This is a genomic window from Pseudomonas izuensis, from assembly GCF_002356535.2.
Classification (GTDB): Bacteria; Pseudomonadota; Gammaproteobacteria; order Pseudomonadales; family Pseudomonadaceae; genus Aquipseudomonas; species Aquipseudomonas izuensis.
Genome location: NZ_AP017423.2, coordinates 2,151,553 through 2,176,796 on the forward strand (window position 1 = coordinate 2,151,553; position 25,244 = coordinate 2,176,796).

The 25,244-nt window shown below is 62.9% G+C and carries 18 protein-coding genes; 15 read left to right on the forward strand and 3 right to left on the reverse strand.

Annotation, left to right across the window (positions count from 1 at the left end; all coding sequences use genetic code 11):
* The first annotated feature begins 111 nt into the window (after positions 1 to 111).
* The 5 genes from LAB08_RS09730 (at position 112) to LAB08_RS09750 (ending at position 6,390) form a co-directional block, all read left to right on the forward strand.
* On the forward strand, positions 112 to 1,038 hold the full coding sequence (locus LAB08_RS09730; protein WP_096512424.1) for a LysR family transcriptional regulator: 927 nt from the start codon (positions 112 to 114) through the stop codon (positions 1,036 to 1,038).
* Between the two features lie 1,109 nt (positions 1,039 to 2,147).
* Positions 2,148 to 2,759 carry an antibiotic biosynthesis monooxygenase gene (locus LAB08_RS09735; RefSeq protein ID WP_096512422.1) on the forward strand — a complete coding sequence of 204 codons (612 nt, stop codon included), beginning with the start codon at positions 2,148 to 2,150 and terminating at the stop codon, positions 2,757 to 2,759.
* A gap of 9 nt (positions 2,760 to 2,768) precedes the next feature.
* Positions 2,769 to 4,607 (forward strand): amidohydrolase, encoded by a 1,839-nt coding sequence (locus LAB08_RS09740; protein WP_096512421.1) that lies wholly within the window; start codon positions 2,769 to 2,771, stop codon positions 4,605 to 4,607.
* Between the two features lie 85 nt (positions 4,608 to 4,692).
* Positions 4,693 to 5,319: an isochorismate family cysteine hydrolase YcaC gene (ycaC, locus tag LAB08_RS09745; protein ID WP_096512420.1), complete on the forward strand. Its 627-nt coding sequence runs from the start codon at positions 4,693 to 4,695 to the stop codon at positions 5,317 to 5,319.
* A gap of 174 nt (positions 5,320 to 5,493) precedes the next feature.
* Positions 5,494 to 6,390, forward strand: a complete 897-nt coding sequence (locus LAB08_RS09750) for a LysR family transcriptional regulator (protein WP_096512419.1) — start codon at positions 5,494 to 5,496, stop codon at positions 6,388 to 6,390.
* 97 nt (positions 6,391 to 6,487) lie between these two features.
* Here the strand turns inward: LAB08_RS09750 and LAB08_RS09755 are convergent, their stop codons facing one another.
* The 3 genes from LAB08_RS09755 to gspG all read right to left on the reverse strand — a co-directional run bounded on the left by LAB08_RS09755 (position 6,488) and on the right by gspG (position 8,892).
* Positions 6,488 to 7,072, reverse strand: a complete 585-nt coding sequence (locus LAB08_RS09755; RefSeq protein ID WP_157755727.1) for a hypothetical protein — start codon at positions 7,070 to 7,072, stop codon at positions 6,488 to 6,490.
* 168 nt (positions 7,073 to 7,240) lie between these two features.
* The gene (locus LAB08_RS09760) at positions 7,241 to 8,428 is read right to left on the reverse strand and encodes a type II secretion system F family protein (protein ID WP_096515484.1); all 1,188 of its coding nucleotides are present in this window, start codon (positions 8,426 to 8,428) and stop codon (positions 7,241 to 7,243) included.
* Between the two features lie 14 nt (positions 8,429 to 8,442).
* Entirely contained in the window at positions 8,443 to 8,892 is a 450-nt protein-coding gene (gspG, locus tag LAB08_RS09765; protein ID WP_096512417.1) for a type II secretion system major pseudopilin GspG, read from the reverse strand.
* A 218-nt stretch (positions 8,893 to 9,110) separates the two neighbouring features.
* Between gspG and LAB08_RS09770 the strand changes: the two genes are divergently transcribed.
* From LAB08_RS09770 to LAB08_RS09815, 10 genes are all read left to right on the forward strand, one after another.
* The gene (locus tag LAB08_RS09770; protein WP_096512416.1) at positions 9,111 to 9,719 is read left to right on the forward strand and encodes a lytic transglycosylase domain-containing protein; all 609 of its coding nucleotides are present in this window, start codon (positions 9,111 to 9,113) and stop codon (positions 9,717 to 9,719) included.
* Positions 9,720 to 9,925: 206 nt separating this feature from the next.
* Entirely contained in the window at positions 9,926 to 15,781 is a 5,856-nt protein-coding gene (gene mnxG, locus LAB08_RS09775; protein WP_096512415.1) for a manganese-oxidizing multicopper oxidase MnxG, read from the forward strand.
* A 332-nt stretch (positions 15,782 to 16,113) separates the two neighbouring features.
* Complete coding sequence (locus LAB08_RS09780; protein ID WP_096512414.1) at positions 16,114 to 18,066, forward strand: YncE family protein; 1,953 nt, start codon at positions 16,114 to 16,116, stop codon at positions 18,064 to 18,066.
* Positions 18,067 to 18,078: 12 nt separating this feature from the next.
* Positions 18,079 to 18,735, forward strand: a complete 657-nt coding sequence (locus tag LAB08_RS09785) for an SCO family protein (RefSeq protein WP_096512413.1) — start codon at positions 18,079 to 18,081, stop codon at positions 18,733 to 18,735.
* Positions 18,732 to 19,388, forward strand: a complete 657-nt coding sequence (locus LAB08_RS09790; protein WP_096512412.1) for an SCO family protein — start codon at positions 18,732 to 18,734, stop codon at positions 19,386 to 19,388. The genes LAB08_RS09785 and LAB08_RS09790 overlap by 4 nt, the downstream gene beginning before the upstream one ends.
* Positions 19,389 to 19,397: 9 nt before the next feature.
* Positions 19,398 to 20,948 (forward strand): cytochrome c/ABC transporter substrate-binding protein, encoded by a 1,551-nt coding sequence (locus LAB08_RS09795; protein ID WP_096512411.1) that lies wholly within the window; start codon positions 19,398 to 19,400, stop codon positions 20,946 to 20,948.
* A 13-nt stretch (positions 20,949 to 20,961) separates the two neighbouring features.
* A complete protein-coding gene (locus tag LAB08_RS09800) occupies positions 20,962 to 21,915 on the forward strand; it encodes a peptidylprolyl isomerase (RefSeq protein WP_096512410.1) in 954 nt (317 codons plus the stop codon).
* A gap of 222 nt (positions 21,916 to 22,137) precedes the next feature.
* The gene (locus LAB08_RS09805) at positions 22,138 to 22,668 is read left to right on the forward strand and encodes a response regulator (RefSeq protein WP_096512409.1); all 531 of its coding nucleotides are present in this window, start codon (positions 22,138 to 22,140) and stop codon (positions 22,666 to 22,668) included.
* Positions 22,669 to 22,752: 84 nt separating this feature from the next.
* The gene (locus LAB08_RS09810) at positions 22,753 to 24,459 is read left to right on the forward strand and encodes a GspE/PulE family protein (RefSeq protein ID WP_096512408.1); all 1,707 of its coding nucleotides are present in this window, start codon (positions 22,753 to 22,755) and stop codon (positions 24,457 to 24,459) included.
* Positions 24,440 to 25,243: a hypothetical protein gene (locus tag LAB08_RS09815; RefSeq protein WP_096512407.1), complete on the forward strand. Its 804-nt coding sequence runs from the start codon at positions 24,440 to 24,442 to the stop codon at positions 25,241 to 25,243. Before LAB08_RS09810 ends, LAB08_RS09815 begins: the two co-directional genes overlap by 20 nt.
* The last annotated feature ends 1 nt before the right edge of the window (position 25,244 follow it).

The following is a 25,244-nucleotide window of genomic DNA, read 5'->3' on the forward strand; positions in this document are numbered from 1 at the left end:
GCTTGCGAGTTAAACGTTGTTAATTCCTCGTCCGTTGCGGGAAGTCTTGCGTAAAGTCAGACACAATCGTCATCCTCGCACCTGGCCCCGACACACAAGGAACCCGTGCCTATGAACCGAAACGATCTGCGTCGCGTCGACATGAACCTGCTGGTGATTTTCGAGGCGTTGATGTTCGAAAAGAACCTGACCCGTGTTGCGGAAAAGCTGTTCATGGGTCAGCCGGCGGTGAGTGCCGCCCTCGGCCGGTTACGCGACCTGTTCGACGATCCGCTGCTGTTGCGCAATGGTCGCGGCATGGAGCCGACGGGGCGGGCGCTGGCGATTCTCAAGGAACTGCAACCGGCGATGGACACCATCTCCGGCGCAGTCAGCCGGGCCAAGGAGTTCGATCCGGCGACCAGTTGCGATGTGTTCCGCATCGGGTTGTCGGACGATGCCGAGTTCGGTCTGTTTCCACCATTGCTGCGTCAGTTGCAGGAAGAGGCACCGGGAATCGTAGTCGTGGTGCGCCGGGCCAATTACCTATTGATGCCGGCGTTGCTGGCGTCCGGGGAAATCTCCGTCGGTGTGAGCTACACCACCGATCTACCGGCCAATGCCAAGCGCAAGAAACTGCGTGACATCCCCTGCAAGGTGTTGCGTGGCGACACTAGGCCGGGGCCGCTGAGCCTCGATGAATACTGCGCGCGACCCCATGCGATGGTGTCGTTTTCCGGTGACCTGAGCGGCAATATCGACCTCGACCTGGCCAAAGTCGGACGGTGTCGCAAAGTGGTGCTTGGCGTGCCGCAGTTCAGTGGCTTGCGCGCATTGCTCGCAGGCACCGAGATGATCGCCACCGTGCCGGATTATGCAGCTTGTGCCTTGGTGGAAGGCTGTGACTTGCGTGCCGAGGATCCACCGTTCGAGATTGAAGCGGCGCAGTTGTCGATGGCCTGGAGCGGGGTGCATGACAACGACCCGGCGGAGCGCTGGTTGCGCTCGCGCATCAGTCAGTTCATGTCGGCGCCACTGGATATTTCGGCGACTGCCTGATTCTTACTGATATCCCCGATCCCCTGTGGGAGCAAAGCTTGCTCGCGAAGGCGGCCTGACAGCCGACCTGGCTTTTGCTGACTGAGTACATATCCATTTCTGCGGTAACGGCCGCTTATGGTTTCGCCCTTACGGCGAGGCACTTTTTTCAAACGCCAAAAAAGTACCCAAAAAGGCTCGCCCCGGCGTCCGGCCCCTCGCCAAGGCTCGGGGTTCCTTCGCTCCGGTATCCATCCGGGGACACTGCCCTCCGGTTGGCTTCGCTGCACCTACATGCAGCGTGTTCGACTGCGTCGAACGGCGCTGCGCGCCACTCCCCGGATGAACACCTCCACTCAGCCTCCCGAAGGGGCGGGTGGATCAAAAGCCAAAGCAAAGCGAGGCGAGCTGACACTCGACCTGCTTTGGCGGACGCGCCCAATCCTCTGTGGGAGCTGGCTTGTCGGGGCGCCGCATCGCAGCGATGGCGGCCTCACAGCCAACCTGAGTTTGCGGATGAACGCGTTCCCCTGTAGGAGCGAGCCTGCTCGCGAAAAACGTCCAGACAACGCGGGCATCCAGGCAGCACGCGTCATCGTTGACGTCCTTCGCTGGCAAGCCAGCTCCTACAGGGAATCGGGGACGCTTGAAACAATCAGGTCGGCTGTCAGGCCGCCTCGCTTTGGTTTTTGATCTGGGCGCCCCGTAAAACCACGCTGGCCGAACGCAGGCATTGCTCCTTGGGTAAACCGGCAGGACGCCGGTTTAGCCGCGCTGGGCCAGGGATGGCCCATCGCGGCGACCCACGGAGCAATACCGGAGTGAGGGCATGCCGAGCCATAGCGAGGCACCGAGTGGTGGGGCAAGAGCGCTTTGGTTACTTTCGCGCTTTTCGAAAGTGACTCGCCGTAAGGGCGAAACCATAAGCAGCCATTACCGCAGCAATGGATATGTACACCATCAAAAAATACGTCGCCTGACACAAAGCCTTCGCTGGCAAGCCAGCTCCTACAGGAAATGGGTGAGCCAACCGATCCACGCGCCCTCCCAAAAAGAGCACGTACATCCAATTTTTTCCTCCCCCGCCCCGGCACTATTTCGCTCAACCTGATTCGCCGGAGCCTTTCGTCATGCCTCAAGCCCATTCCCAGAGCACGCCAGCCCCGGGGTTCGATGAAATCGTGACCCTGATCGTCAAACACCGGATCAAGAGCGGTTTTGAAGCGACCTATGAAGCCTGGCTGCGCAATATCGTCAAGGTGGCCGGGCAGAGCGAAGGGCATTTGGGGGTGGACGTGGTCCGTGGCAAGCACGCCGGCCTGCAAATGTTCACCTGCGTGCTGCGCTTTTGCTCCACCGAGGCCATGCAGCGCTGGCTCGATTCGCCGCAGCGCCAGGCATTGGTGGATGAAGCCGCGCCGATGCTGGCGGACGGCGACCAGACCGAGGTCAATCCGCTCAACGAATTCTGGTTCGCCCCGCTGGCCGATGCCGCGTCGCCACCGCCGCGCTGGAAGCAGGCAGTGGTGACGTTGCTGGTGATTCTGCCGCACACCTTGCTGGTGCCACTGCTGTGGGGGCCGCTGTTGAAGCTCAATGCCTTCCTTTCCAATTACGTGGTCGCCACGTTCCTGATCACCCTGACCATCGTACTGTCGGTGGTGTACGTCTTTATGCCGCGGGCCACGCGCCTGTTCGCGCCGTGGCTGGAAGCCGGCCAGTCCCATTCCACATTGCCTTAAGGAGCCGCGATGAACGCCGATCTGATTTTGTTCAATGGCCAGTTTCATACCGTTGACCGGGAAAATCCGCACGCCAGCGCCGTGGCCATCCGCGACGGCCGCTTTGTCGCGGTCGGCAACGATGCCCAAGCCATGGCGTTGCGCGGCTCGGGCACGCAGGTGATCGACCTCAAGGGTCGTTGCGTGATTCCCGGCCTCAACGACTCGCACTTGCACCTGATCCGCGGTGGCTTGAACTACAACCTTGAATTGCGTTGGGAAGGCGTGCCATCCCTGGCCGATGCACTGCGCATGCTCAAGGAACAGGCCGATCGCACACCGACGCCGCAGTGGGTTCGGGTGGTGGGGGGCTGGAACGAATTCCAGTTCGCCGAAAAGCGCATGCCGACCCTCGAAGAGCTCAATCAGGCGGCACCGGACACTCCGGTGTTCGTCCTGCATCTGTACGACCGCGCGCTGCTCAACCGTGCCGCGTTGCGCGTGGCCGGTTATACCCGTGACACGCCGAACCCGCCGGGTGGCGAAATCGTTCGTGATGCCAATGGCAACCCCACCGGCATGCTGGTGGCGCGACCCAACGCGATGATTCTGTACTCGACCCTGGCCAAGGGGCCGAAGCTGCCGCTGGAGTATCAGGTCAACTCGACCCGCCAGTTCATGTGCGAACTCAATCGCCTGGGCCTGACCAGCGCCATCGATGCCGGCGGCGGTTTCCAGAATTATCCGGACGATTACCAGGTGATCGAGCAGTTGGCCAAGGATCAGCAACTGACCATTCGCATCGCCTACAACCTGTTCACCCAGAAGCCCAAGGAAGAGCTGACCGACTTCCAGAACTGGACCGGCAGCGTCAAGTTGCACCAGGGCGATGATTACCTGCGGCACAACGGCGCCGGGGAAATGCTGGTGTTCTCAGCGGCGGATTTCGAGGACTTCCTCGAACCGCGCCCGGACCTGCCGCAAAGCATGGAAGACGAACTGGAACCGGTAGTGCGCCACCTGGTCGAGCAGCGCTGGCCGTTCCGTTTGCACGCCACCTACAACGAATCCATCAGCCGCATGCTCGACGTGTTCGAGAAGGTCAACCGCGACATTCCGTTCAATGGCTTGCCGTGGTTTTTCGATCATGCCGAAACCATCACCCCGCAGAACATCGAGCGGGTGAGGGCGCTGGGTGGCGGTATCGCGATTCAGGACCGCATGGCGTTCCAAGGTGAATATTTTGTCGACCGCTACGGCAAACAGGCCGCCGAAGCCACGCCGCCGATCAAGCGCATGCTCGCCGAAGGCGTGCCGGTCGGTGCCGGTACCGACGCCACCCGAGTCTCCAGCTACAACCCCTGGACCTCGCTGTACTGGATGGTCAGCGGCCGTACCGTCGGCGGCCTGGCGCTGTATGAGGAAGGTTTGCCGCGCACCACGGCGCTGGAACTGTTCACCCACGGCAGTGCCTGGTTCTCATCCGAGCAGGGCAAGAAGGGCCAGATCAAGGTCGGGCAACTGGCGGACCTTGCTGCGCTGAGCGCGGACTTTTTCAGTGTCGAGGAAGAAGCCATCAAGTGGATCGAGTCGGTGCTGACCGTGGTCGGCGGCAAGGTCGTGTATGCCGCCGGGGATTTCGAGAAGCTGGGACCTGCCAGCGTGCCGGTGCTGCCGGACTGGTCACCGGTGGTGAAGGTCCCGGGTCACTGGCGGCCGGGCTCGCCGATGCAGGCGCAGGTGCACCAGTGCAGCGGACCTTGCGCGGTGCATTCCCACAGCCATGAGCGGGCGCGCCTGTCGAATGCGCCGGTCAGTGATTTCGCGGGTTTCTGGGGCGCCTTCGGCTGCTCGTGCTTCGCCTTCTGATCAATCCCCATAAGCGCCGATGCCAATACCTTTAGGTACAGGGTCCGGCGCAGCAACAAACCATCATCCACCAAGGAGTTTTTTCATGAGCAACGTTTCGTACTCTCGCCTGAACAAAGATGACGCCGTTGTGCTGCTGGTCGATCACCAGACCGGCCTGATCTCGCTGGTGCAGGATTTCTCGCCCAACGAATTCAAGAACAACGTGCTGGCCCTGGGTGACATCGCCAAGTTCTTCAAACTGCCGACCATCCTCACCACCAGTTTCGATAAGGGCCCCAACGGTCCGATCGTGCCGGAACTCAAGGCGCAGTTCCCCGACGCACCGTTCATTGCCCGTCCGGGCCAGATCAACGCCTGGGACAACGAAGATTTCGTCAAGGCCGTCAAGGCCACCGGTCGCAAGCAACTGATCATTGCCGGTGTGGTAACGGACGTGTGCGTGGCGTTCCCGACCCTGTCGGCCATTGCCGAAGGTTTTGAAGTGTTCGTGGTGACCGACGCTTCCGGCACCTTCAACACCAGCGTGCAGCAAGCGGCGTGGGCGCGCATGTCGGCTGCCGGTGCACATCTGCTGAACTGGTTCTCCGTGGCCTGCGAGCTGCAAGGCGACTGGCGTAACGATATGGAAGGCCTGGCCAACCTGCTGTCGGAACGCCTGCCGAACTACCGCAACCTGATCAACAGCTACACGACCTTCACTGCCAAATAAACGCATAACCCCTGTGGGAGCGAGCCTGCTCGCGAAAGCGGTTTGACAGTCACTGCAAAAGTGTCTGGTCTACCGCCTTCGCGAGCAAGCCCGCTCCCACATTGTTTTGCGCAAGGGGGTTAAAAAGGTGAAAAACCGCTATAGAGTGCCCTGACTGTCACCCAGGGCATGACAATGAACCCATTCGAAGACATGCGTATTTTCTGCCAGGTCATGGACTCCGGCAGCTTCACGGCAGCCGCCGATCAATTGGGCCTGTCCAAGCAGTTCGTCAGCCGACGCTTGATGCAGCTTGAGGAACGGCTGGGTGTGCGGCTGCTCAATCGTTCGACCCGGCGCCTGGACGTCACGCCCCTGGGCCAGAGTTATTACGAATCGGCCCTGCGCCTGCTCGGTGAGGTTGAGCAAGTGGAGCAGGGTATCGCCGGGCAAACCACCGAGCCGCGCGGCACCCTTCGTGTCAGCGCGCCATTGTCGTTTGCGCTGGCGCACCTGGGCAGTCTGCTGCCAGCGTTTTTGCAGCGCTATCGTGACGTCACGGTGGAAGTGGACTTGAGTGATCGCCCGGTGGACCTGCTCGGTGAGGGCTACGACCTGGCCCTGCGCATCGGCCTGCTTGAAGACTCAACGCTGATCGCCCGCCGCCTTGCGTCAATCGAGCGTGTGTATTGCGCGAGCCCGGCTTACCTGGCCGAGCGTGGCACGCCGCTCAAACCGGACGATTTGCTCAGCCATGACTGCCTGCCCTATGGCCACGGTCGTCAGGTGCAATGGCGCTTCGCCGGGCAGGGCAAGCCACTGTCCGTCAACGTCACCGGGCGGATGCGGGTCAACAACGGCGAGTTGCTCAAGGACGCGGCGATTGCCGGGATGGGCATTACCTACCTGCCGACCTTTATCGTCGGTTCGGCGCTGAAGGATGGCAGGCTGGTGCCGGTGCTGGAGGCGTTTCGGCCGGAGCCGCTGACGCTGTCGGCGGTGTACCCGCAGCATCGTCAGTCGTCACGACCGGTGCAGGCGTTGGTCGGGTTTTTGCGCGAAAGGCTCGATAGCTCACACGATCCCCTGTAGGAGCGAGCCTGCTCGCGAAGGCTGAGTGTCAGGCGACGCAGTATTGAATGACAGGACGCCTTCGCGAGCAGGCTCGCTCCTACAGGGGGGGAGTGCATCAGTTCGCGCGTTTGTCGTCACCCGGTTCGCCGCCGGCGTGAACGCCGTGATCGTCTCCCGGTTCACCCGCCGTATGCATTCCGCGGTCATCGCCCACTTCGCCGGCGCGATGAGCCCCACGGTCATCACCCACTTCGCCGGCGCGATGAGCACCACGGTCATCGCCCACTTCGCCCGCGCGATGAACGCCGTGATCGTCACCGGCTTCACCGGCATGAACCCCATGATCGTCACCCGGCTCGGCATGGTCGCTGCTGCGTCCGGAGTTTGAAGCGGTGCCGCCGGAGTGCCCCTGGCCATGGTCGCTGCCACTGTGACCACTGCCGCTTCCACCGCCATTGCCGCTTCCGCCGCCGCCCCCACTACCGCCGCCGTTACCGCCGCCACCATTCCCGCCGCCGCCACCGCCGCCACCGCCGCCGCCGCCGCCACCACCGCCACCGCCGCCACCGCCACCGCCGCCACCACCACCGTCTTTCGCGTGGGCACTCGACACATCGGACAGACTGTCCGGAATCAATACGGTAGACGCCGACAAAACCGCGCCAATAGCTACTGCAAGTAAAAGCTTGTTGATGTGCATGTCGTTCTCCGTTTTCTTTTTTCAAGTTGGAACGTTGATGAACAATGCAACGTGCTGCTTGGTTCCTTTATTCAGTAGGAACGTTGAAAAACACCTCAACGTACTGATTTATTCAGTTGCGACGTTGAAGCCCCCCTGCAACCCGCCGCCATGGCCCGTTCCAGAGGGTCAGTGGATGCTGGAGGCCAGCTCGAAAATCGGGATGTACATCAGGATCACGATCACCCCGATCAGCAGGCCGATGAAGGTCATGAGCAAGGGCTCGAACAGCCGCACGAACCACTCGATCCAGCGGCTGATTTCTTCGTCGTAGAAGTCGGCGCTGCGCTCCATCATCTGTCCCAGATTGCCGGACTGTTCGCCGGCGCGCAGCAGGCGCAGGGATACCGGGGTCACCAGGCGATTGAGTTCCAGCGCGGTCGACAACGATTGCCCTTCGCGCACCCGTTCGCAGGCCTGATCCAGGCGCGTGCGGGAAGCCACGGTGAGCAAGCCACGGACCATGCCCATGGCGGTGACGAGGGGAATGCCGCCTTGCAGCAGAATCCCCAGGGAACGGTAGAAACGCGCCAGTTCGTACATGAAGATGCGCTGGTGCACCGCCGGGAGTTTTTCGATCAGGCGGTCCACGCCCCGGCGAAAGGACGGCTGTCGCTGGAGCAGGGTGAGGGAGACGATGATCGCCAGGAAGGCACCGAAGAATTCGCCCTGGTGGGCGTGCAGGAACATGCCGCTGCTCATCAGCACCTGAGACAGCCACGGCAAGTTGGACCCCAGCCCTTCGAACACCAGGCTGAAGCGCGGCACCACGTAACCCATCAAAAACAAAACCACGCCACCGCCCACCACCAGCAACAGCATGGGGTAGATCGAAGCGCTGACGATCTTCTGGCGAACCTCGTCCATGCGCTGGCGATAGCTGACGTATCGGCCCAGGGCATCGCCCACGGCACCGGTTTTTTCACTGGACTGCACCAACGCCACGTACAGCGGGGGGAACACCGCCGACAGCTGGCCCAATGCCTGGGAGAACGATTTGCCTTCATAGAGCAGGCGCACCAGTTCGTTCAAGGTTTTGCGAGCCTGTGGCGCGGTTTCTTTTTCCGCCAGGCTTTCCAGCGCATCGATCAACGGCAGGCCAGCGTTGAGCAACGTCGTCAGTTCCTGGCTGAACAGCACCAGATTGAACGTCTCCCGCTGCTTGAGGCGCAACGCCCGCCAATGTCGCTCGGCGTGCAGGCTGACCACCCGCAGGCCCTGGTCTTCGGCGATGCGCCGGGCTTCACTGTGGCCCGGCGCTTCGACGGTCATCGATACCACACCGGCCTTGCCGACTGCTTTGAGGTGAAAACGCATGGTCGCCATCCCCGTCACTGCCAACTGGTGATTTCGGCGTTTTCACCTTCGCCACCGGGTTGGCCGTCCTTGCCCAGGGACAGCAGGTCGTATTCACCGTTTTCGCCAGGGCAGCGGTAGGTGTAGTTACGGCCCCATGGGTCCTGTGGCAGTTTTTTCTGCAAGTACGGGCCGGTCCAGTGGGGTTCGTCACTGGGCGCGGTGACCAGCGCCTGCAGGCCCTGTTCGGTCGACGGGTAATGGCCGACCTCCAACCGGTACAAATCCAGGGCCTTGCCCAGACCTTCTATTTGCGCCTTGGCCACTTTCACTTCGGAGCGGCCCAGCTGCGCGAAATACTTCGGCGCGACGATGCCGGCCAACAGCCCCAGCACCACCAGCACGACCAACAGTTCAAGCAGGGTGAACCCGCGCTGGGCTTTGGGAAAAGAATCACGCGGGGCGCAATACAGTCGCTGTTTCATGATGACCTCACACTCGGCAGAAAGGATCGCAGCGGGTTGATGCAATTGAGGCGTATGCAATTGCCATGCAAGGGATTGCCAAAGACTTTGTCTTCCCCCCGAACCCCCCGTGCCAAGGCCCTTTGCGGTTTCGGCACAGTGCTTGCGTATGGCTGATAAACGAGCGGCCATTGGGGCAATACCCCCATTTTTCGGGGCCGGGCAGGGGAGGTAGAACAATGAAAACTCTCACCGCAGGACTACTCGGCCTGACGCTGCTGGCAGGCACCGCCCAGGCCGATGTGTTCGTCTCGGTGGACGCCAGGGGCAACTTCGTCCTGTCCAACGTCCATCGCCCCGGTCGCCACTATCAGCGGGTCATTCATGAGCCCCAAGCGGCCGTGGTCAGCATCGACCGGCAGCCGCAGATGATTGCCGCACGGCCCTATGCCGAGCTGGTGTCAAAGGCCGCCACGGACAATCAATTGCCCGCAGCGCTGCTGCACGCCGTGATCCAGACCGAATCCCACTACGACGCCCGCGCCGTGTCGCCCAAGGGCGCGGGGGGGTTGATGCAGTTGATGCCCGACACCGCCCGTGAGATGGGCGTGGCCAATGTCTACGACCCCAAGGCCAACATCCAGGGCGGCGCCCGCTACCTCAAACGCCTGATGACGATGTTCGACAACGACATTGCCCTGGCCGTGGCCGCCTACAACGCAGGTCCCCAGGCCGTGCTCAGCCGTGGCGGCGTGATCCCGCCGTTCGCCGAAACCCAGCGTTATGTGCCCAGCGTGTTGAACCAATACCGGCGTTTGCAGGGGCTGTCGGCGGATGCCCCGTTGTGAGTGAAAGCCCCGGGGTGGTTTTCCCCAACAGTGGGGAATAGTGGCCCCGGCGAAAAAGTGGGGAAAAAGTGGGGAATTTTCCCCCTGCGAATTAAGTGATGACTGTAACTGGCTGAAAAATAGATGAATTTTTTATGGCATGCAGATTGCTCAAGGGAGTTATCGAGAATTATTCCCTGTGAGCGCCCACAGCGAGGCCCGTGATCATGACCGGCATACACCATGTTCCCACCATCCTCCCCTGGCTGTTGTTGGCCGCGTCCATGCTGGGCATCGAGTTCGCCGAAGCCGCTGTACGTTGCGAACGCAACCTGACGGCGAATGTCGTGGCGCTGGACCAGCCGCTGATGTTCAACCGTCTCGGGGCGCAGAACGTCAATGGCATGATGTTCGCCTTGCGTCGCGACGTGGTCGATGACCGTCAGGTTTCCCTGGACCAGGGGGGCGCCGCGGTGCCGGGCAAGGTGTCGTTGCGGCCGGACAAGCGCCCGCGTCCATTGGTCCTGCGGGTCGCCGCTGGTGACTGCCTGACGGTCAACCTGCAAAACCTGCTGGCCTACCAGGCCAACCCTGGTGCCCATGATGAGGGCGGCGAAGTAGAGGGTGAAGAAGGCGGCATCGAAATCGGCGCTGGCGGTGAAGCCTTCAAGGCTGACGAACAGGTCGCCGACCGTCATGTCGGCTTCCAGGTCAACGGCATGCAAGCGGTCAACAGTATCGATGACATCTCTTCTTATACCGGGCGCAACGCCAACACCCTGGTCGCCCCCGGCGCCAGTCGTTCCTACACCCTGTACGCCGAACGCGAAGGTGCCTTCACGGTAAGCAGCCGCGGCGCGACCTTTGGTGGCGAGGGTGCGGCCGGCAACAACGCCAATGGCCTGTTCGGCCAAGTGGCGGTCATGCCCAAGGGCGGTCGCAGTTACCGCAACACCATCACCGAAGAAGAGATGCGCCTGGCCAGCACCGGCCGCACCCCGGCCGGTCATCCGATTGTCGATTACCAGGCACGCTATCCACAGCGCCAACCGTGGATCCGCGAAGGCAAGGCCGGCAAGCCGATCATCAACATGGTCGACGGCAATGAAATCGTCTCCAGCGAAGCCGATGCGATTGTCATGGGCAGCAACGCCGACGGCAGTTTCCCGGCCTCGACCTATCCGCTGGAAAGTATTGGCAAACGCAATCCGGCCATCCCCAACCGGCTGGAGCCGTTCCGCGATTTCTCCGCGCAGTTCCAGGATGAAACCGCAGTGACCCAGGCCTTCCCGGCTTACTGGGCCGACCCGGTCATGGCCCACGTACTGGAGCCGACCCGCGATTCGTTCATGATCAACTACGGCTCCGGCGGCATGGGCGCCGAAGTGGTCGCCAACCGCCTGGGTGTGGGGCCGATGCACGATTGCCTGTCCTGCGCCTATGAAGAGTTCTTCCTCAGTGCCCATACCGTCGGCGACGTGGCGATGCTGGTGGACGTACCGGCCAACGCCGGGCTGGAAGGCATCACCCCTGGCCAGACCCCGCGCGCCGATCAGGTCGGGGTCAAGGCGACCACGGCGCTGTATCCGTCGGAGCCCTCGAACGTCGCCCACAGCTACATCGGCGACTTCGTCAAATTCCGCAACACCCACAACGGCTACGAGCATCACATCTTCCACTTGCACGGCCATCAGTGGCTGTTCAACCCCAACGACGACAACTCCGACTATGTGGACGCCCAAGGCATCGGTCCGGGCGCCGGCTACACCTATGAAATCGCCAACGGTGGTTCGGGTAACCGCAACCGGGTCGCGGGCGATGCGATCTATCACTGCCACTTCTACCCACACTTCGCCCAAGGCATGTGGGCCATGTGGCGGGTGCATGACGTCTTCGAAGAAGGCACCCGGCTCGAAGTCTCGCAACAGGGCGCCGATGGTTTCCACAGCGAGCCTTATGCCCTGCGCAGCGGCAAACCGGCGGCAGGCGCACGGGCCTTGCCCGACGGTGAAATCGTTGCCGGCACGCCGATTCCGGCGGTGGTGCCGCTGCCCGGCAAAGCCATGGCACCGATGCCAGGCAAAGTCGCTGTCGTACCGAAGATCGGCGAAGCCCTGGTGGCCGCCAACGATGATGACGATGATGAGGGCGACGATGACGGCGAGCATCATGGCGGCGGTGCTCATACCAACAGTGCGGCCATCGGTTCCCTGGCGCTGATCGATCGCAGCGATGCCAACCGCAATGCCGACGGCACCCTGAAAAACCCTGGCTATCCCTTCTGGATCGGTGGCATGGAAAGTTCGGTCGGCCAACGCCCACCGACCCCACCGCTGGACATGCTCGACGCCGCCACGGCACAGAGCTTGAAAGCCAGTGGCAAAGCCCTGTGGGCCAACCTCGATCCGAATCAGTCCGGTGGCTGGAACGGCGGCTTGCCGCGCCATGCCCTGGGCGGCGTGTCCGAGGGGGGCGAGGCCCAGACCGTTACCACGTCGCTGGACTTCTCCAAGTCGGTGACCCGCGCCAAACCGATCTACCTGCCGGAAGAAGGCACCGAAGTCGAACAGTCGGCCATGGCCTTCCACGCGAAAAAGGATCACCCCAGTTACGCCGTGCTGCCGGGCAGCCAGATCGTGGCGCGCAACTTCCGCACCAACGGTGCGCTGCCGATTGCCGGCGCCCCGTATTACGAACCCTGCATGGATGACCGGCAGAAACGCCTGACCAGCAGCGCCGGCACCGGCGAGTTCAACAGCGGCGAGCGCCTGGACGGCATGTCTTTCATCGGTGCCTCGACCTTCACCGCCGACCGTCCACGGGTCTACAAGGCAGCGAACATCCAGTTCGACGCGGTGTACAACAAGGTCGGCTACCACTTCCCGCAAGCGCGCATCCTGGCGTTGTGGGAAGACGCCTGGCCGGTGATCACCAAGCAGCGTCCGCCAGAGCCGCTGGTGATGCGCATGAACACCTTCGACTGCGTGCAATACCAGCAAACCAACCTGGTGCCGGCCACCTATGAGATGGACGACTATCAGGTGCGCACGCCGACCGACGTGATCGGCCAGCACATCCACCTGCCGAAATGGGACCTGACCGCCGCGGACGGTTCGTCCAACGGCTGGAACTATGAAGACGGCGTGCTCTCCCCAGGTGCCGTGCAGGAACGCATCCACGCCATCCGCGAATACAACCAGTGCGAAGGCACTGACCCGCGCGACGGTACGCCAGCCTGCCCGAAAGCCAAGAATCACCCGTACTTTGGCCAGTTCGGCCGGGCCGATTGGGTGGGGGCGCGCACGGCGATGCAGCGCTGGTTCGTCGACCCGGTGGTGAACACCCAGGGCGTCGACCGTGGCCTGGGCACCATTTTCACCCACGACCACCTGGGCCCATCGACCCACCAACAGATTGGCCTGTACGCCACCGTGCTGGCCGAGCCGGCCGGTTCCACCTGGTTCCACGCCGAAACCGGCGAGCCGTTGTACAGCGGCACGCGGCAGGATGGCGGGCCGACTTCGTGGCAGGCGGTGATTTCCACCGGTGACCTGGACAATGACGGCAAGAACGACAGCTTCCGTGAGTTCTTCCTCGAATACAGCGACTTCCAGCACGCCTATGAAGCGGGTGTGTACGTGGGCGCAGGTCCCAATGGCGTGCCGAACCCGCAAGCGTTCCCGGCCACGGCCGACAGCTTCCGCTACGCGATCAACCCGCCGGTGCGCGACAACACCAGCGAGTTGCTCGAAGCGGTGGTGGAACTGCGAGGCGGCGTGAAACCGGGCTGCCCGAGCCGGCCTTGCCCGCAGGCGATCTCGGTGGATGACCCGGGCATGTTCGTCGTCAACTACCGCAACGAACCGCTGGCCCTGCGGGTGTTCGACCCGAACAAGGTCGGCCCGGACGGCAAGCGCGGCATGCAGTCCGATGGCCTGGGCGGCGATCTGGCGTACGCCATGCAAAGCCGTACCGACCGTGCGATCCCGGCGATGAACCTGGCGCCGAACCTGATCACCTCGGCCACCGGCCCGACCGGCGGCACCACGCTGTTCCCGCCGCACATCAACAAGGGCGGTGCGGAACCGGGTGATCCGTTCACCCCGATGCTGCGGACCTACACCGGTGACAACGTGCGGCTGCGGGTGCATGCCGGCGGCCATGAAGAGGAGCACAACGTCACCCTGCACGGTGTGAAATGGCTGCAAAGCGGTTCCGGTTTCGGCAACAGCTCCAACTCCGGCTGGCGCGCGTCGCAGATGGTCGGGATCTCCGAGCAGATGGGCTTCAATGCGCCGGTGTCGATGATGTCCAGCGCGGCGGCGACCACCGGTGACTATCTGTACACCATGGACGCGTCCATCGAGGGTTACTGGAACGGTATCTGGGGCGTGATGCGCAATTACACCGCGCAACGCAACGATCTGTTCGCGCTGCCGAACAACCCGAAACCGACCGGCATGCGCAACACCGTGGCGTTCGATGGCATCTGCCCCCGGATTGGCGCCAACCCGAACGGCATCGGCACCCGGCCGACCGTGCAACGCAATTATGAAGTGGTCGCGGCGCTGGCCAACGACATCCTGGCCAATCCACTGGGCCTGTCCATCGGCGACCCGTCGGGTCTCGGCCAGCATGTCGGCGGGCCGTTGAAACCGGCGGGGGGCACCCTGGTGCTCAACTCGCGGACCGTGAGCATTCCACAGGTCACGGTGACCGATCCCGAGGATGGCGAAACCTTCACCATCGGCGGGCAAAGCGGGCCGCTGCATGACCCGACCGCGATCCTGTATGTGCGCAAGGCCGACCTCGATCCGATCACCGGCAAGCTCAAACCCGGTGTGCCGGTAGAACCGCTGATCCTGCGTGCGGCGGCCGGTGATTGCATCAACATCACCCTGGAAAACCGTCTGCCGAGCGTGATGCCGGACCTGGCCCAGACCGCGATCTTGCAGGGCCTGGCCAAGCGTGACCGTAACGACGGCATGGGCTCGACCACCTTCAATAACAACCTGCTGCGGCCCTCCAGTCATGTCGGCCTGCACACGCAACTGCTGTCGTATGACATCACCAAATCCGACGGCGCCAACGTCGGCGCCAACCCGATCCAGACCGTGCCGCCGCGTGTCGGCAACACGGGCGCGTACCCGACCCGTACCTACCAGTACTACGCCGGGCACCTGGAGCGTGAAGGCAAGCCGATCACCCAACTGGGGCGCAACGTCGACAACATCAACGCCACGGCGGTGGAGTTCGGCGGGTTGAACATCACCCCGGCGGACGTCATCAAGCAGCCGCAAAAAGGCCTGGGCGGTGCGATGAGCATCCTGCCGGCCGGCGCCACCTGGGTCGAGGATGCCAAACGTGCATCGGCCACGGTGACCGCGCCGGGTCAGGCCACCTACCGCGACTTCGCGATGGTCTGGCAACGCGCCCTGAACACGCGCTGGGCCAATGGGCGGCCGGTGGAAGGCATTGCCTCGGAAGGCATTGCCTCGGAAGGCAACGGTGTACCGAACGATCCGAAAGACAACGCCAGCATGGCCATCAACTACAAGATCGAACCGATGTGGTTCCGCTTCGGCCTGGCCCCGGACGCGCCGTTCGGTCACGCCGACGGCCATGGCTACGGCGATGTGCCGAACGCGCACATGGCCTACAGCAACGCGCTGGTGGGCAGCGACCCGCAGACGCCGGTGTTCTACGCCAAGCCGGGGCAACCGTTCCGCACGCACATCCTGATGCCGTCCGGTGGCAGCCGCGGCTCGACCTTCCAGCTCGATGGTCACGTCTGGTCGGTCAACCCGTTCCAGTCCGAGAAAAGCGATGTGGGCGGCTTCCCGATGGGCACGCCGGGCGTCGGTTCGGTGAAGTTCGGACTCAACCCGATGTCGATGTACATCGGCGCCCGGGAAAGCTTGCTGCCGGCGGCGCACTTCAGCTTCATGCACCCGAGCGCCGGCGGCAGCAACGCGATACCGGGGGACTACCTGTACCGCGACAACGCGTCCTTCGGTAATACCGCCGGGTTGTGGGGGTTGCTGCGGGTGACCAATGAGCCGGAACCGGCACCGGTGCCGTAACGGTCGGGAAGGGGTGGTGGGCAACACCACCAAACCTGTGGGAGCAAGGCTTGCCCGCGATGGGAGCGCCTTGGTTTTGCGGTGTGGCTGCTGACGCCATCGCGAGCAAGCTTTGCTCCCACAGGGTCGAGATTGGCCGTGCGGTCGTGGGAGCAAGGCTTGCCCGCGATGGGAGCGCCTTGGTTTTGCGGTGTGGCTGCTGACGCCATCGCGAGCAAGCTTTGCTCCCACAGGGTCGAGATTGGCCGTGCGGTTGTGGGAGCAAGGCTTGCCCGCGATGGGAGCACCACGGTTTTGAGGCAGGCACAGATCTGGTAAAGGGGAGAAGTGGCATGAACAGGACCATCACATTCGCCAGTTGTGCCCTGGTTATCGGGGTGGCGCTGATCTGGCTGGGGGTATCGCGCACGTCGCCCCCGGTCATGCTCAGCGAGGTGACGCTGCCCGACACCTGGACCGGCCAGACCCTGGAACGTGATGGCGTGTCCGTGGTGCTCGACATGCGGGCACTGGCCGAAGATGGCGTGCTGCGTGAAGGCGAATTCGCCGATGTGCGGTTCCGTGTCACTGACAAGGCTTCAGGCCAACCGCTGGCAGGCGTTGCCCCGGGTGCCTGGCTCGACCCGGAAACCGTGGCCGCCGACCAGGCCCAGGGGCGCGAACAGAGCTGCAAATCCCGGGTCGGCGTGTTCCTTAAATCGAGTATCGGCGCGCGCCCGCTGCTCGACCTCAATAGCTACTTCCTGCTGGTGATGAACCGCGATGCCAGCGTCTCGGTGGTCGATCCCTCGGTGTCGGTGGGCGGGATCACCAGCACCCTGACCCGGATCGACCTCAAGCAACCGCCGATGGACTGGGTGACGCCGCGGGACAACAAGCGGGTCTTTGTGTCGATGCCGGCAGCAGGCGAAGTCGCTGTGATCGACAGCGAACAATTCAAACAGCTGGACTCGGTGGCGGCCGGCAGCAACCCGGTGCGGGTGGCCTTGCAACCGGACGAACGCTTGCTGTGGGTCGGCAACAATGCCAAGGCCGCGGAGCAGTCCGGGGTCACCGTGATCGACACCACCAGCCTGAAAACCCTCAAGCACCTGGCCACGGGCGGCGGGCACCACGAAATCGCCTTCAGCAAGGACAGCCGTTTTGCCTTTGTCAGCAACCGCGACGATGGCACCCTGAGCATCATCGATATCGCCAGCCTGACCCTGATCAAACAACTCAAGACCGGCTCGCACCCGCTGTCGGTGGTGTACTCGCCGCTATCAGGCGCCGTGTACGTGGCCGACGGCAAGGACGGCACCGTCACCGTGGTCGATGCCGCGAGCCAGTCGGTGCGGCGGGTGATCAAGATGAAACAGGGGCTGGGCCCGATGGGCTTCAGCGCCGACGGCCGTTTCGGCATCGTGCTCAACACCCTGGAAAACCGGGCCTCGGTGATAGACGCCGCCACCGATTCGCTGATCCATGAACTGGACGTGTCCGCCGAACCCTATCAAGTGGTGTTCACCAAGGCCTATGCCTATGTTCGTGGCCTGGCGTCGTCCAAGGTGACCATGATCAACCTGTCGTCGCTGGGGGAAGGCCGCCAGCCGATCAGTCAGGGATTCGAGGCGGGTACCCAGCCACCACGCCTGGCCGGCGACTTGCCGCTGGCGTCGAGCCTGGCGGTGTCACGGGACGACAATGCGGTGTTCGTGGTCAACCCGGTGGACAACACCACCTACTTCTATGCCGAAGGCATGAACGCACCGATGTCCGGCTATCCCAATCGCGGGCAAGTGGCGCGGGCGGCGCTGGTCATCGACCGCAGCCTGCGCGAGGTCGAGCCGGGCCTGTACAGCGCACGGATCAAACTGCCGCCGGCAGGGCGTTTCGACGTGGCGTTCCTGCTCAATCAACCGAACATCATCCATTGCTTCAGCACCGTGGTCGAAGCGAGCAAGAACACCGTGCAACACGCCGGTGTGCCGAAAGTGGAGTTCATGCTCGACCACTCCACCGTCGCGCTGGGTAGCCCGTACGTGGTGCGCTTGCGCATCGTCCAGGGCAAGCAAAAGGCCCGGCTCAGCGGCGTCAAGGACGTGCAGGTGCGCTACTTCCTGGCGCCGAGTTCACGGTCTCAACGGGTGGCGGCACGGGATGTCGGCAACGGGGTTTATGAAGCCCCGGTCACCCTCGACCAGACAGGCGCCTGGTATCTGCACGTGCGTGCGGCATCCCTGGGCGCGACCTTCGACGACCAGACGTTTGCCAGCGTTCGGGTGTTGCCCGGCGAAACTCATTGAGAGGACATCGACATGAACCGATTTGCACATCGTGGACTGCTGACGCTCTGCCTGCTGGCCGTTGGTGTCGGCCAGGCCCTGGCTCACTCGGCAGATGAGCACGCCGGCCACACCCGAGCGGCGAAAAGCGCCAGTTCGGAGACTGCCCAGGTCAGGTTCGCCGACGTGGCACTGGTGGACCAGAACGGCAAGACCGTGCGCCTGGAAAAGGACCTGGTGCAAAACAAGATCGTGGTCATGAGCTTCATCTACACCAGTTGCACCACGGTCTGCCCGGTGGTGTCGTCGATCATGGGCAAGGTGCAAAAGCAGCTGGGGGCACGGGTCGGTACTGAAGTGCAGCTGGTGTCGATCAGCATCGACCCGCAGCGCGACGACGCCAAACGCCTGAACGATTACGCGCGTACCTTCCAGAACGGTCCGGGCTGGAGCTGGCTCACCGGCTCCCCGCAGTCGGTCAACGAAACCCTCAAGGGCCTGGGCAGCTTCAGCGGCGATTTCAAAAACCATCAACCCTTGATCCTGGTGGGTGACGGCAACAGCCGCCACTGGACCCGTTACTACGGTTTCACCGACCCGGCCGTGCTCAGCCGTGAAGTGGAGAAACTCAGCGGCGAGCGCAACGCCCACGCCAAACACACTGCCATTGCCATGGAGCATCAGCCATGAAAGCGCTCGCCTTGATCCTCCTGACCATGTGCTTCTGCGTGATCAGCTTCCTGGCGTTTTCCCATGAAGGGCATGGGCAAACGGTGCCGGCTGCCGCTGAAGCGCCGGCGGCGTCCGGGATGCCTGCGGCGTCTGTACAACAACCGGCCAGCGGTACCCACGATGCCAAAACCTGGTTCACCGACACCCCGTTGCAGGACCAGAACGGCAATACCCTGCGCTTCTACAGCGACGCACTACAGAACCGCGTGGTGCTGCTCAATGTGATTTACACCAGTTGCAACGATGCCTGCCCGTTGATCACCCAGAAACTCAAGCAAGTGCGTGAAGTGCTGGGCGACAAGGCGGATGGCGTCACCTTTATCTCCCTTACCAGTGATCCGCTGCGGGATACTCCAGCGGTACTCAAGGCTTACACCTTGAAGCAGGGCGTCGATGGCCCCCACTGGCTTTTTCTTACCGGCGACAAGGCGCAAATGGATCTGGTCCTGGGCCGTATCGGCCAGATCGTGCCGACCCCCGAGCAGCACTCCACGCAGTTGATCGTTGGCGACGTGGCCAACAAGCGCTGGAGTAAAATCCGCCCCGATGCCCCGGCCGCCGCCATTGCCCAGCGCTTGCAGTTGCTGACAATGCCCGTGGCCGGTCGCTGAGTGCGCGTCATGAAAAACGCCCTCATCCTCGGCCTGCTCCTCCTCGCAAGCGTGAGCCTGACCGCCCGGGCGCTACCGCTGTCTCCCGGCGAAAGCGCCGGCAAACGGCTGTACCGCGAGGGTGTGTCGGCCAGCGGTGAGCCGATCATGGCCCGGGTCGGGGCGGCGGACATGGTGCTGCCGGCGACCAGCCTGCCGTGTGCCAATTGCCATGGCATCGATGGCCTGGGGCGTCCCGAGGGCGGGGTGCGGCCGCCGGAATTGACCTGGTCGCGGCTCACCAGCACCTATGGCCAGCAGCAGATCAATGGGCGCAAGTATCCGGCGTATACCGAAAGCACATTGGCCAGGGCGGTGCAGGAGGGGCGCGACCCCGGCAACAATCGTCTCGACCCGGCGATGCCGCGGTTTGTGCTGTCGATGAACGATCAGCGCAACCTCACGGCCTACCTCAAGCGTCTGGCCGAGGACCGCGATCCGGGCCTGAGCCCCGACAGCCTGCACCTGGGCACCTTGCTGCCGGCCACGGGCGCGTTGAGCGAGGAGGGCGCCACAGTGGCGGCGGTGCTCAAAGGCTGCATCGCGCGCATCAATAAGGCGGGCGGGATTCATGGCCGGCAGTTGCACCTGACCATTCTCGACCCGGGGCCCGATCGTGCCAGTGCCGTGCAGGCGTTGAACCAACTGATCGAACAGGAACAGGTGTTCGCCCTGATCGCTCCGCTGGCACCGGCCCTCGAGGCGGAACTGGCACCGCGCCTGGAACAGGCCGGTGTGCCGTTGATCGGGCCACTGTCATTGCAAGGCCCGGCCCAGGTCAGCCGGCAGATTTTCGAACCGCTGCCGGGGTTGCGTGAGCAAATGATTGCCTTGGCCGATTACGCCGCCACCAGTCTGCGGGTGTTGCAAGGGCCCACGCTGATCACCTACTCGGACGAGCCCGGCCAACGGCAGGCCGCGGAGAACCTCGCCCAGTACCTGCAAGACAACGCCTGGCAGAAAGTGCGCCTGCAACTCTGGCCGTCGGCGCCGGACGAATTGCCGCTGGGCTCGCGCTCGGTGTTCTATCTGGGCAACAGCAGCGGGTTCAGCCGCCTGGCCGAACGCTTGCAGACGGCGGGTCAGGTGCCCTACCTGTTCGCCGCGTCGAATCAGGTGGCAGGCGATTTGTTGCAGATGCCCAGCGCCTTTTCCCGGCGGGTGTTCCTGGCCTATCCGTTCGTGCCCGGCGACTGGACGCCGGGCGGGCGGCTGGCCCTGACCCAATTGCGTGAACAGCAGAAGCTCGGTGGCGAGCATGCGGTCCTGCAGGTCGGCGCGTTCAGCTCGATGATGTTGTTCAGCGAAGGCATGAAAAGGGCCGGGCGCGACGCCAGCCGCGAAAAGCTGGTCAGCGCCCTGGAGGGCCTGCATGACTTCGATACCGGACTGACCCCGCTGATCAGTTTCGGACCGGGTCGCCGCCTGGGCCTCAACGGCGCCCATGTGGTCACGGTGGACCTGTCCGACCAGCGTTTCTATCTGGTTGCCCCTTACAAACCCATTGCCGCGATGCCCTGACCGGAGGCCGAACATGAAACTCAACACTGTGCTGATCCTGTTGACGTTGTGGGTGCCTGCGGCGTTTTGCAGCAATGGCCAGGTCGCGGCCCGGGTCAATGGCGAGGAAATTTCGCAGTTGCGCCTGGAGCGCTATTTTGCCGAGTACCTGGAGGATCAGGGCCGGGCGGTCGCCAGCATCCGCAGTCCCAGCGCGTACAAACAGTTGCGCAAGGCTGCGCTGGACGCCTTGATCGACAAGGAATTGCTCTGGCAGGAAGCGGTCAGGCGCGGGGTGGTGATCAGTGATGCCACGGTGCAGAGCCAGGTGGACCAGACGCGTCAGGCCATGGGCGGCGCGCAGGTGTTCGCCCGGCGCCTGGAGGATGCCGGTTTCGATGAGGCCGCTTATATCGAGTACACCCGCCGGGACCTGGCGGCGCAGAAAATGTTCAGCGAACTGACCCGGGTCAGTGAACCGGACGAGCAACAGGTCCATGCTTTTTTCGAAGAGTACCGCGCCCAGATGATCCGGCCCGAGGAAATACAGGTCAGGCATATCCTGATCAAGGTGCCTCAGGGTGCGGATGCTTCCACTGTTACATCCGCGAGACTACGATTGGAGGCAATGCGCAAGAGGATTGCTGAAGGGGCAGACTTCGCCAGTGTCGCCCGCAGCGAATCCGAAGACGCATCGGCCAGCCAGGGTGGCGATCTGGGCTACTTTCCCCGCGGGCGCATGCAGCCCGAGTTCGAGGCGGCAGCCTTTGCCCTGGCACCGGGAGCCGTCAGTGAACCGGTACGTACGGCGGTTGGCTGGCACTTGATCTATTTACAGAACCGAATGGAGGCAGCGGATGTCACAGAGGAGCAAGGACTTGACATGGTTCGGGCTTACCTTGCCCGACAGAAACAGGTCAAAGCTCGTCTGCAGGTTCTGGCACAGCTGCGTTCCAGCAATCGGATCGAACGGATCGACGACGATTGAGCGGTTCCCCAACAGTGGGGAAAAGGTTCAATGCACACCCGTTCGGTTTTCCCCGCTTTTGGGGGGTGGGGTACGTGGACGAAAAGGCATTGTTTTTAAATTCAAGGACATGAAGCGATAAAACGACCGGCGCTCAGCCTGGCATGAAGTGTGCGTTAGACCTTGTAAGGCGCGCACTCCGCCAGGTTCGGTATTCGGCCCTGCGGTTTCAAGGAGTCCACCTTGTTAAACAAAATACTGGTTGTCGAAGACGAACAGCTGCTTGCCAAAAACCTCCAGGATTATCTGCAGGTGCAAGGGCTGGAAGTCCGGATTGCTCATAACGGGGCAGAAGGCATCGATGAAGCCGAAAGATTTGCCCCCGATGTGATGGTGTTCGATTACCGCTTGCCGGATATAGAAGGCTTTGAGGTGCTCGATGCCGTCCGCCAGAACAGGAGCTGTCATTTTGTGCTGATCACAGGGCATCCAACCGCAGAGGTTTGCGAGCGGGCCCGGCAACTGGGAGTCAGCCATATCCTGTTCAAACCGTTTCCATTGGCGGAACTGGCCCGTGCAATTCTTGATCTTCTGGGGATGCAGCGCGAACCCAAGACAGGCATGAACACATCCGAAGGATTCGTCGAACGACGCCAGAGCAGGACCGAAAGTTTCCCGCTGCAGTTGTACGACGGTAGTTGGGTGCTTGCCGATCGCCGAAAAAATTCGGCCGCCAGGGCGCCAGACGACGAACAATTGCTCACCGGGGAGTAGTGGCGCGACAAGACGTTCCGGCACCCGCCGCAATTGCTCGCCGCGCCGACAGGGCTCAAAGCCCCGGGCGTTGGAGAGCAAGCCATGGACCGTCTATCCCTTGTCGTCGATGCAGTGCCGCTCGAATGTGTACCGACCCGGTTTTCCAGTGAACAATTGGCCCAGGCCCGTTCCTTGGCCGCCAGTTCCGGCGAGCGAGTCCTGCAAGCCCTCGGGGAGCTGTGCGATCTGGCCCCCATGCCCTTCATCCAGTGCCTCGGCGCTACCCTGCATTATCCGGTGCTCGACACCGACAGCCTGTTTCAAGCCACCCCGGTGTTCGACCGGGTCACCCTGGCCCAATGCCTCAAGCGCGAATTCACCCTGCTGCGGCACAACGATGAGGTGATTGGCGTATTTGCCGACCCCTTCGACACTGCCCGCCTGGCCTGGATCGACGATTGCCTGCACGGCGCACCGCTTTACCTGGTGCACGCCGACGACCTGAAAGCCTACCTGGCGCGCCACGAAGAGAGCTTCCACGCCGTGGAGTCGCTCAACGCCCAGGCCGACGGCAGTACTGAGATCGATACCCTGCAAAGCCTGTCCCTGACCAGCATCAGCGAAGACTCCAGCGTGGTGGTCAAGCTGGTCAACTCGACTCTCTACGACGCCCTGAAAATGCACGCCAGCGATATTCACCTGGGCACCACCGGCAGCGGCCTGGTGATCAAGTACCGCATCGATGGCGTGCTGAACAACATCAGCAAGATCCAGGGCAGCGAGTTCGCCGAGCAGGTGATTTCCCGGGTCAAGGTCATGGCCGAACTGGACATCGGCGAAAAACGCGTGCCCCAGGATGGCCGCTTCAAGATCGGCATCAGCGGTCGGCAGATCGACTTCCGGGTGTCGATCATGCCGAGCATTTTTGGCGAAGATGCGGTGCTGCGGGTGCTCGACAAACAGGACCTGGCCGACAAGGTTTGCGGCGTGCAGTTACAGGCCCTGGGCTTTGAAGAGGAAACCCTGCGCCAACTGCGCCGCCTGGCCGCCGAACCCTACGGCATGGTGCTGGTCACCGGCCCCACCGGCAGCGGCAAGACCACCACGCTGTACGCGATGATCACCGAGATCAACCACGGCGTGGACAAGATCATCACCATTGAAGACCCGGTGGAATATCAGTTGCCGGGCGTGCTGCAAATTCCCGTCAACGAGAAGAAAGGCCTGACGTTCGCCCGCGGCCTGCGTTCGATCCTGCGTCACGACCCGGACAAGATCATGGTCGGTGAAATCCGTGACCCCGATACCGCGCAAATCGCCGTGCAATCGGCACTCACCGGCCACCTGGTGTTCACCACCATCCACGCCAACAACGTGTTTGATGTGATCGGCCGCTTCACCCAGATGGAAATCGACCCCTACAGCCTGGTCTCCGCGCTCAATGCCGTGCTGGCCCAGCGTCTGATTCGACTGGTCTGCGCCAGTTGCAGCGCCCCCTACACCCCTGGCGAAGAGGAGCTGGAAGCCTCGGGGCTCGATCCGCAACAGGTCGCGCATTACCGCTTCGTCCATGGCAAGGGTTGCGGCCATTGCCGGGGTACCGGCTACCGGGGACGCAGCGCGATTGCCGAGTTGCTGCACCTGGACGATGAACTGCGGCAAATGATCGTCGAGCGCCAACCCATTTCGAAAATCAAGGCCCACGCCTGCAAGCGTGGCTTGCGCCTGCTGCGCGAATCCGCGCTGGAACTGGTGCAACAAGGCCGGACCACTCTCGAGGAGATCAATCGTGTCACTTTTATCTCGTGAGCGTTATGTCGCCGTCCTCGGCGCCAGTGGTGTCGGCCTCGGCCAGCGCCAGGGCAGTCAAACCCTGTGGCTGGGCAGCGTCGGCTTCATCGATGAAGGTTTCCTTGCCTGGACCGTCGCCCTGGAAACCCTCGACCGCCTGCTCGGCGAACATGCCCGCGCCGGTTCGGAACTGACCGTGGTGATCTCTGGCCACTTCAGCCGTTTCTGCCTGGTGCCCTGGAGCGACCAGATCGGCAGCCCTGACGAACTGCTCGGTTTTGCCCAGCTGTGCTTCGAAGACCTCTACGGCGCCCCGAGCCAACCCTGGAGCCTGGTGCTCTCGGCTGAACCCGCCGGCTACGACCGGATCGCCACGGCGCTGCCGCAAGACCTGCTGGAGCGCCTGCGCACCCTGGTCAGCGGTCGGGGCCTGCGCCTGCGTTCGGTGCAACCGTACCTGATGGCGGCGTTCAATCATTTCGACAGGAGCTTCGACGCCGGGGACTTCCTGTTCGTGGTTGCCGAGCCGGTGCGCAGCGTGTTGCTGCTGGCCCGTGAAGGGCGCTGGACGGCGGTGCGCTCGGTGGGCAGCAGCGACAGCGATGCCGCGCTGAGCGCGCTGATCGGTCGCGAAAGCCAATTGCAGGCCTCCACCAGCGAACGGCCGCTGAACGTTTACCTGCACGCCCCGGCGCGCATCGACTCGCACCCTGATGTACCCGGTGTGCACCTGCGAACCCTGGAAGAGGACCGGACAGACGTACGCGATTGCCTGTACGTCATGTCCCGGGCGGTGGCCTGAC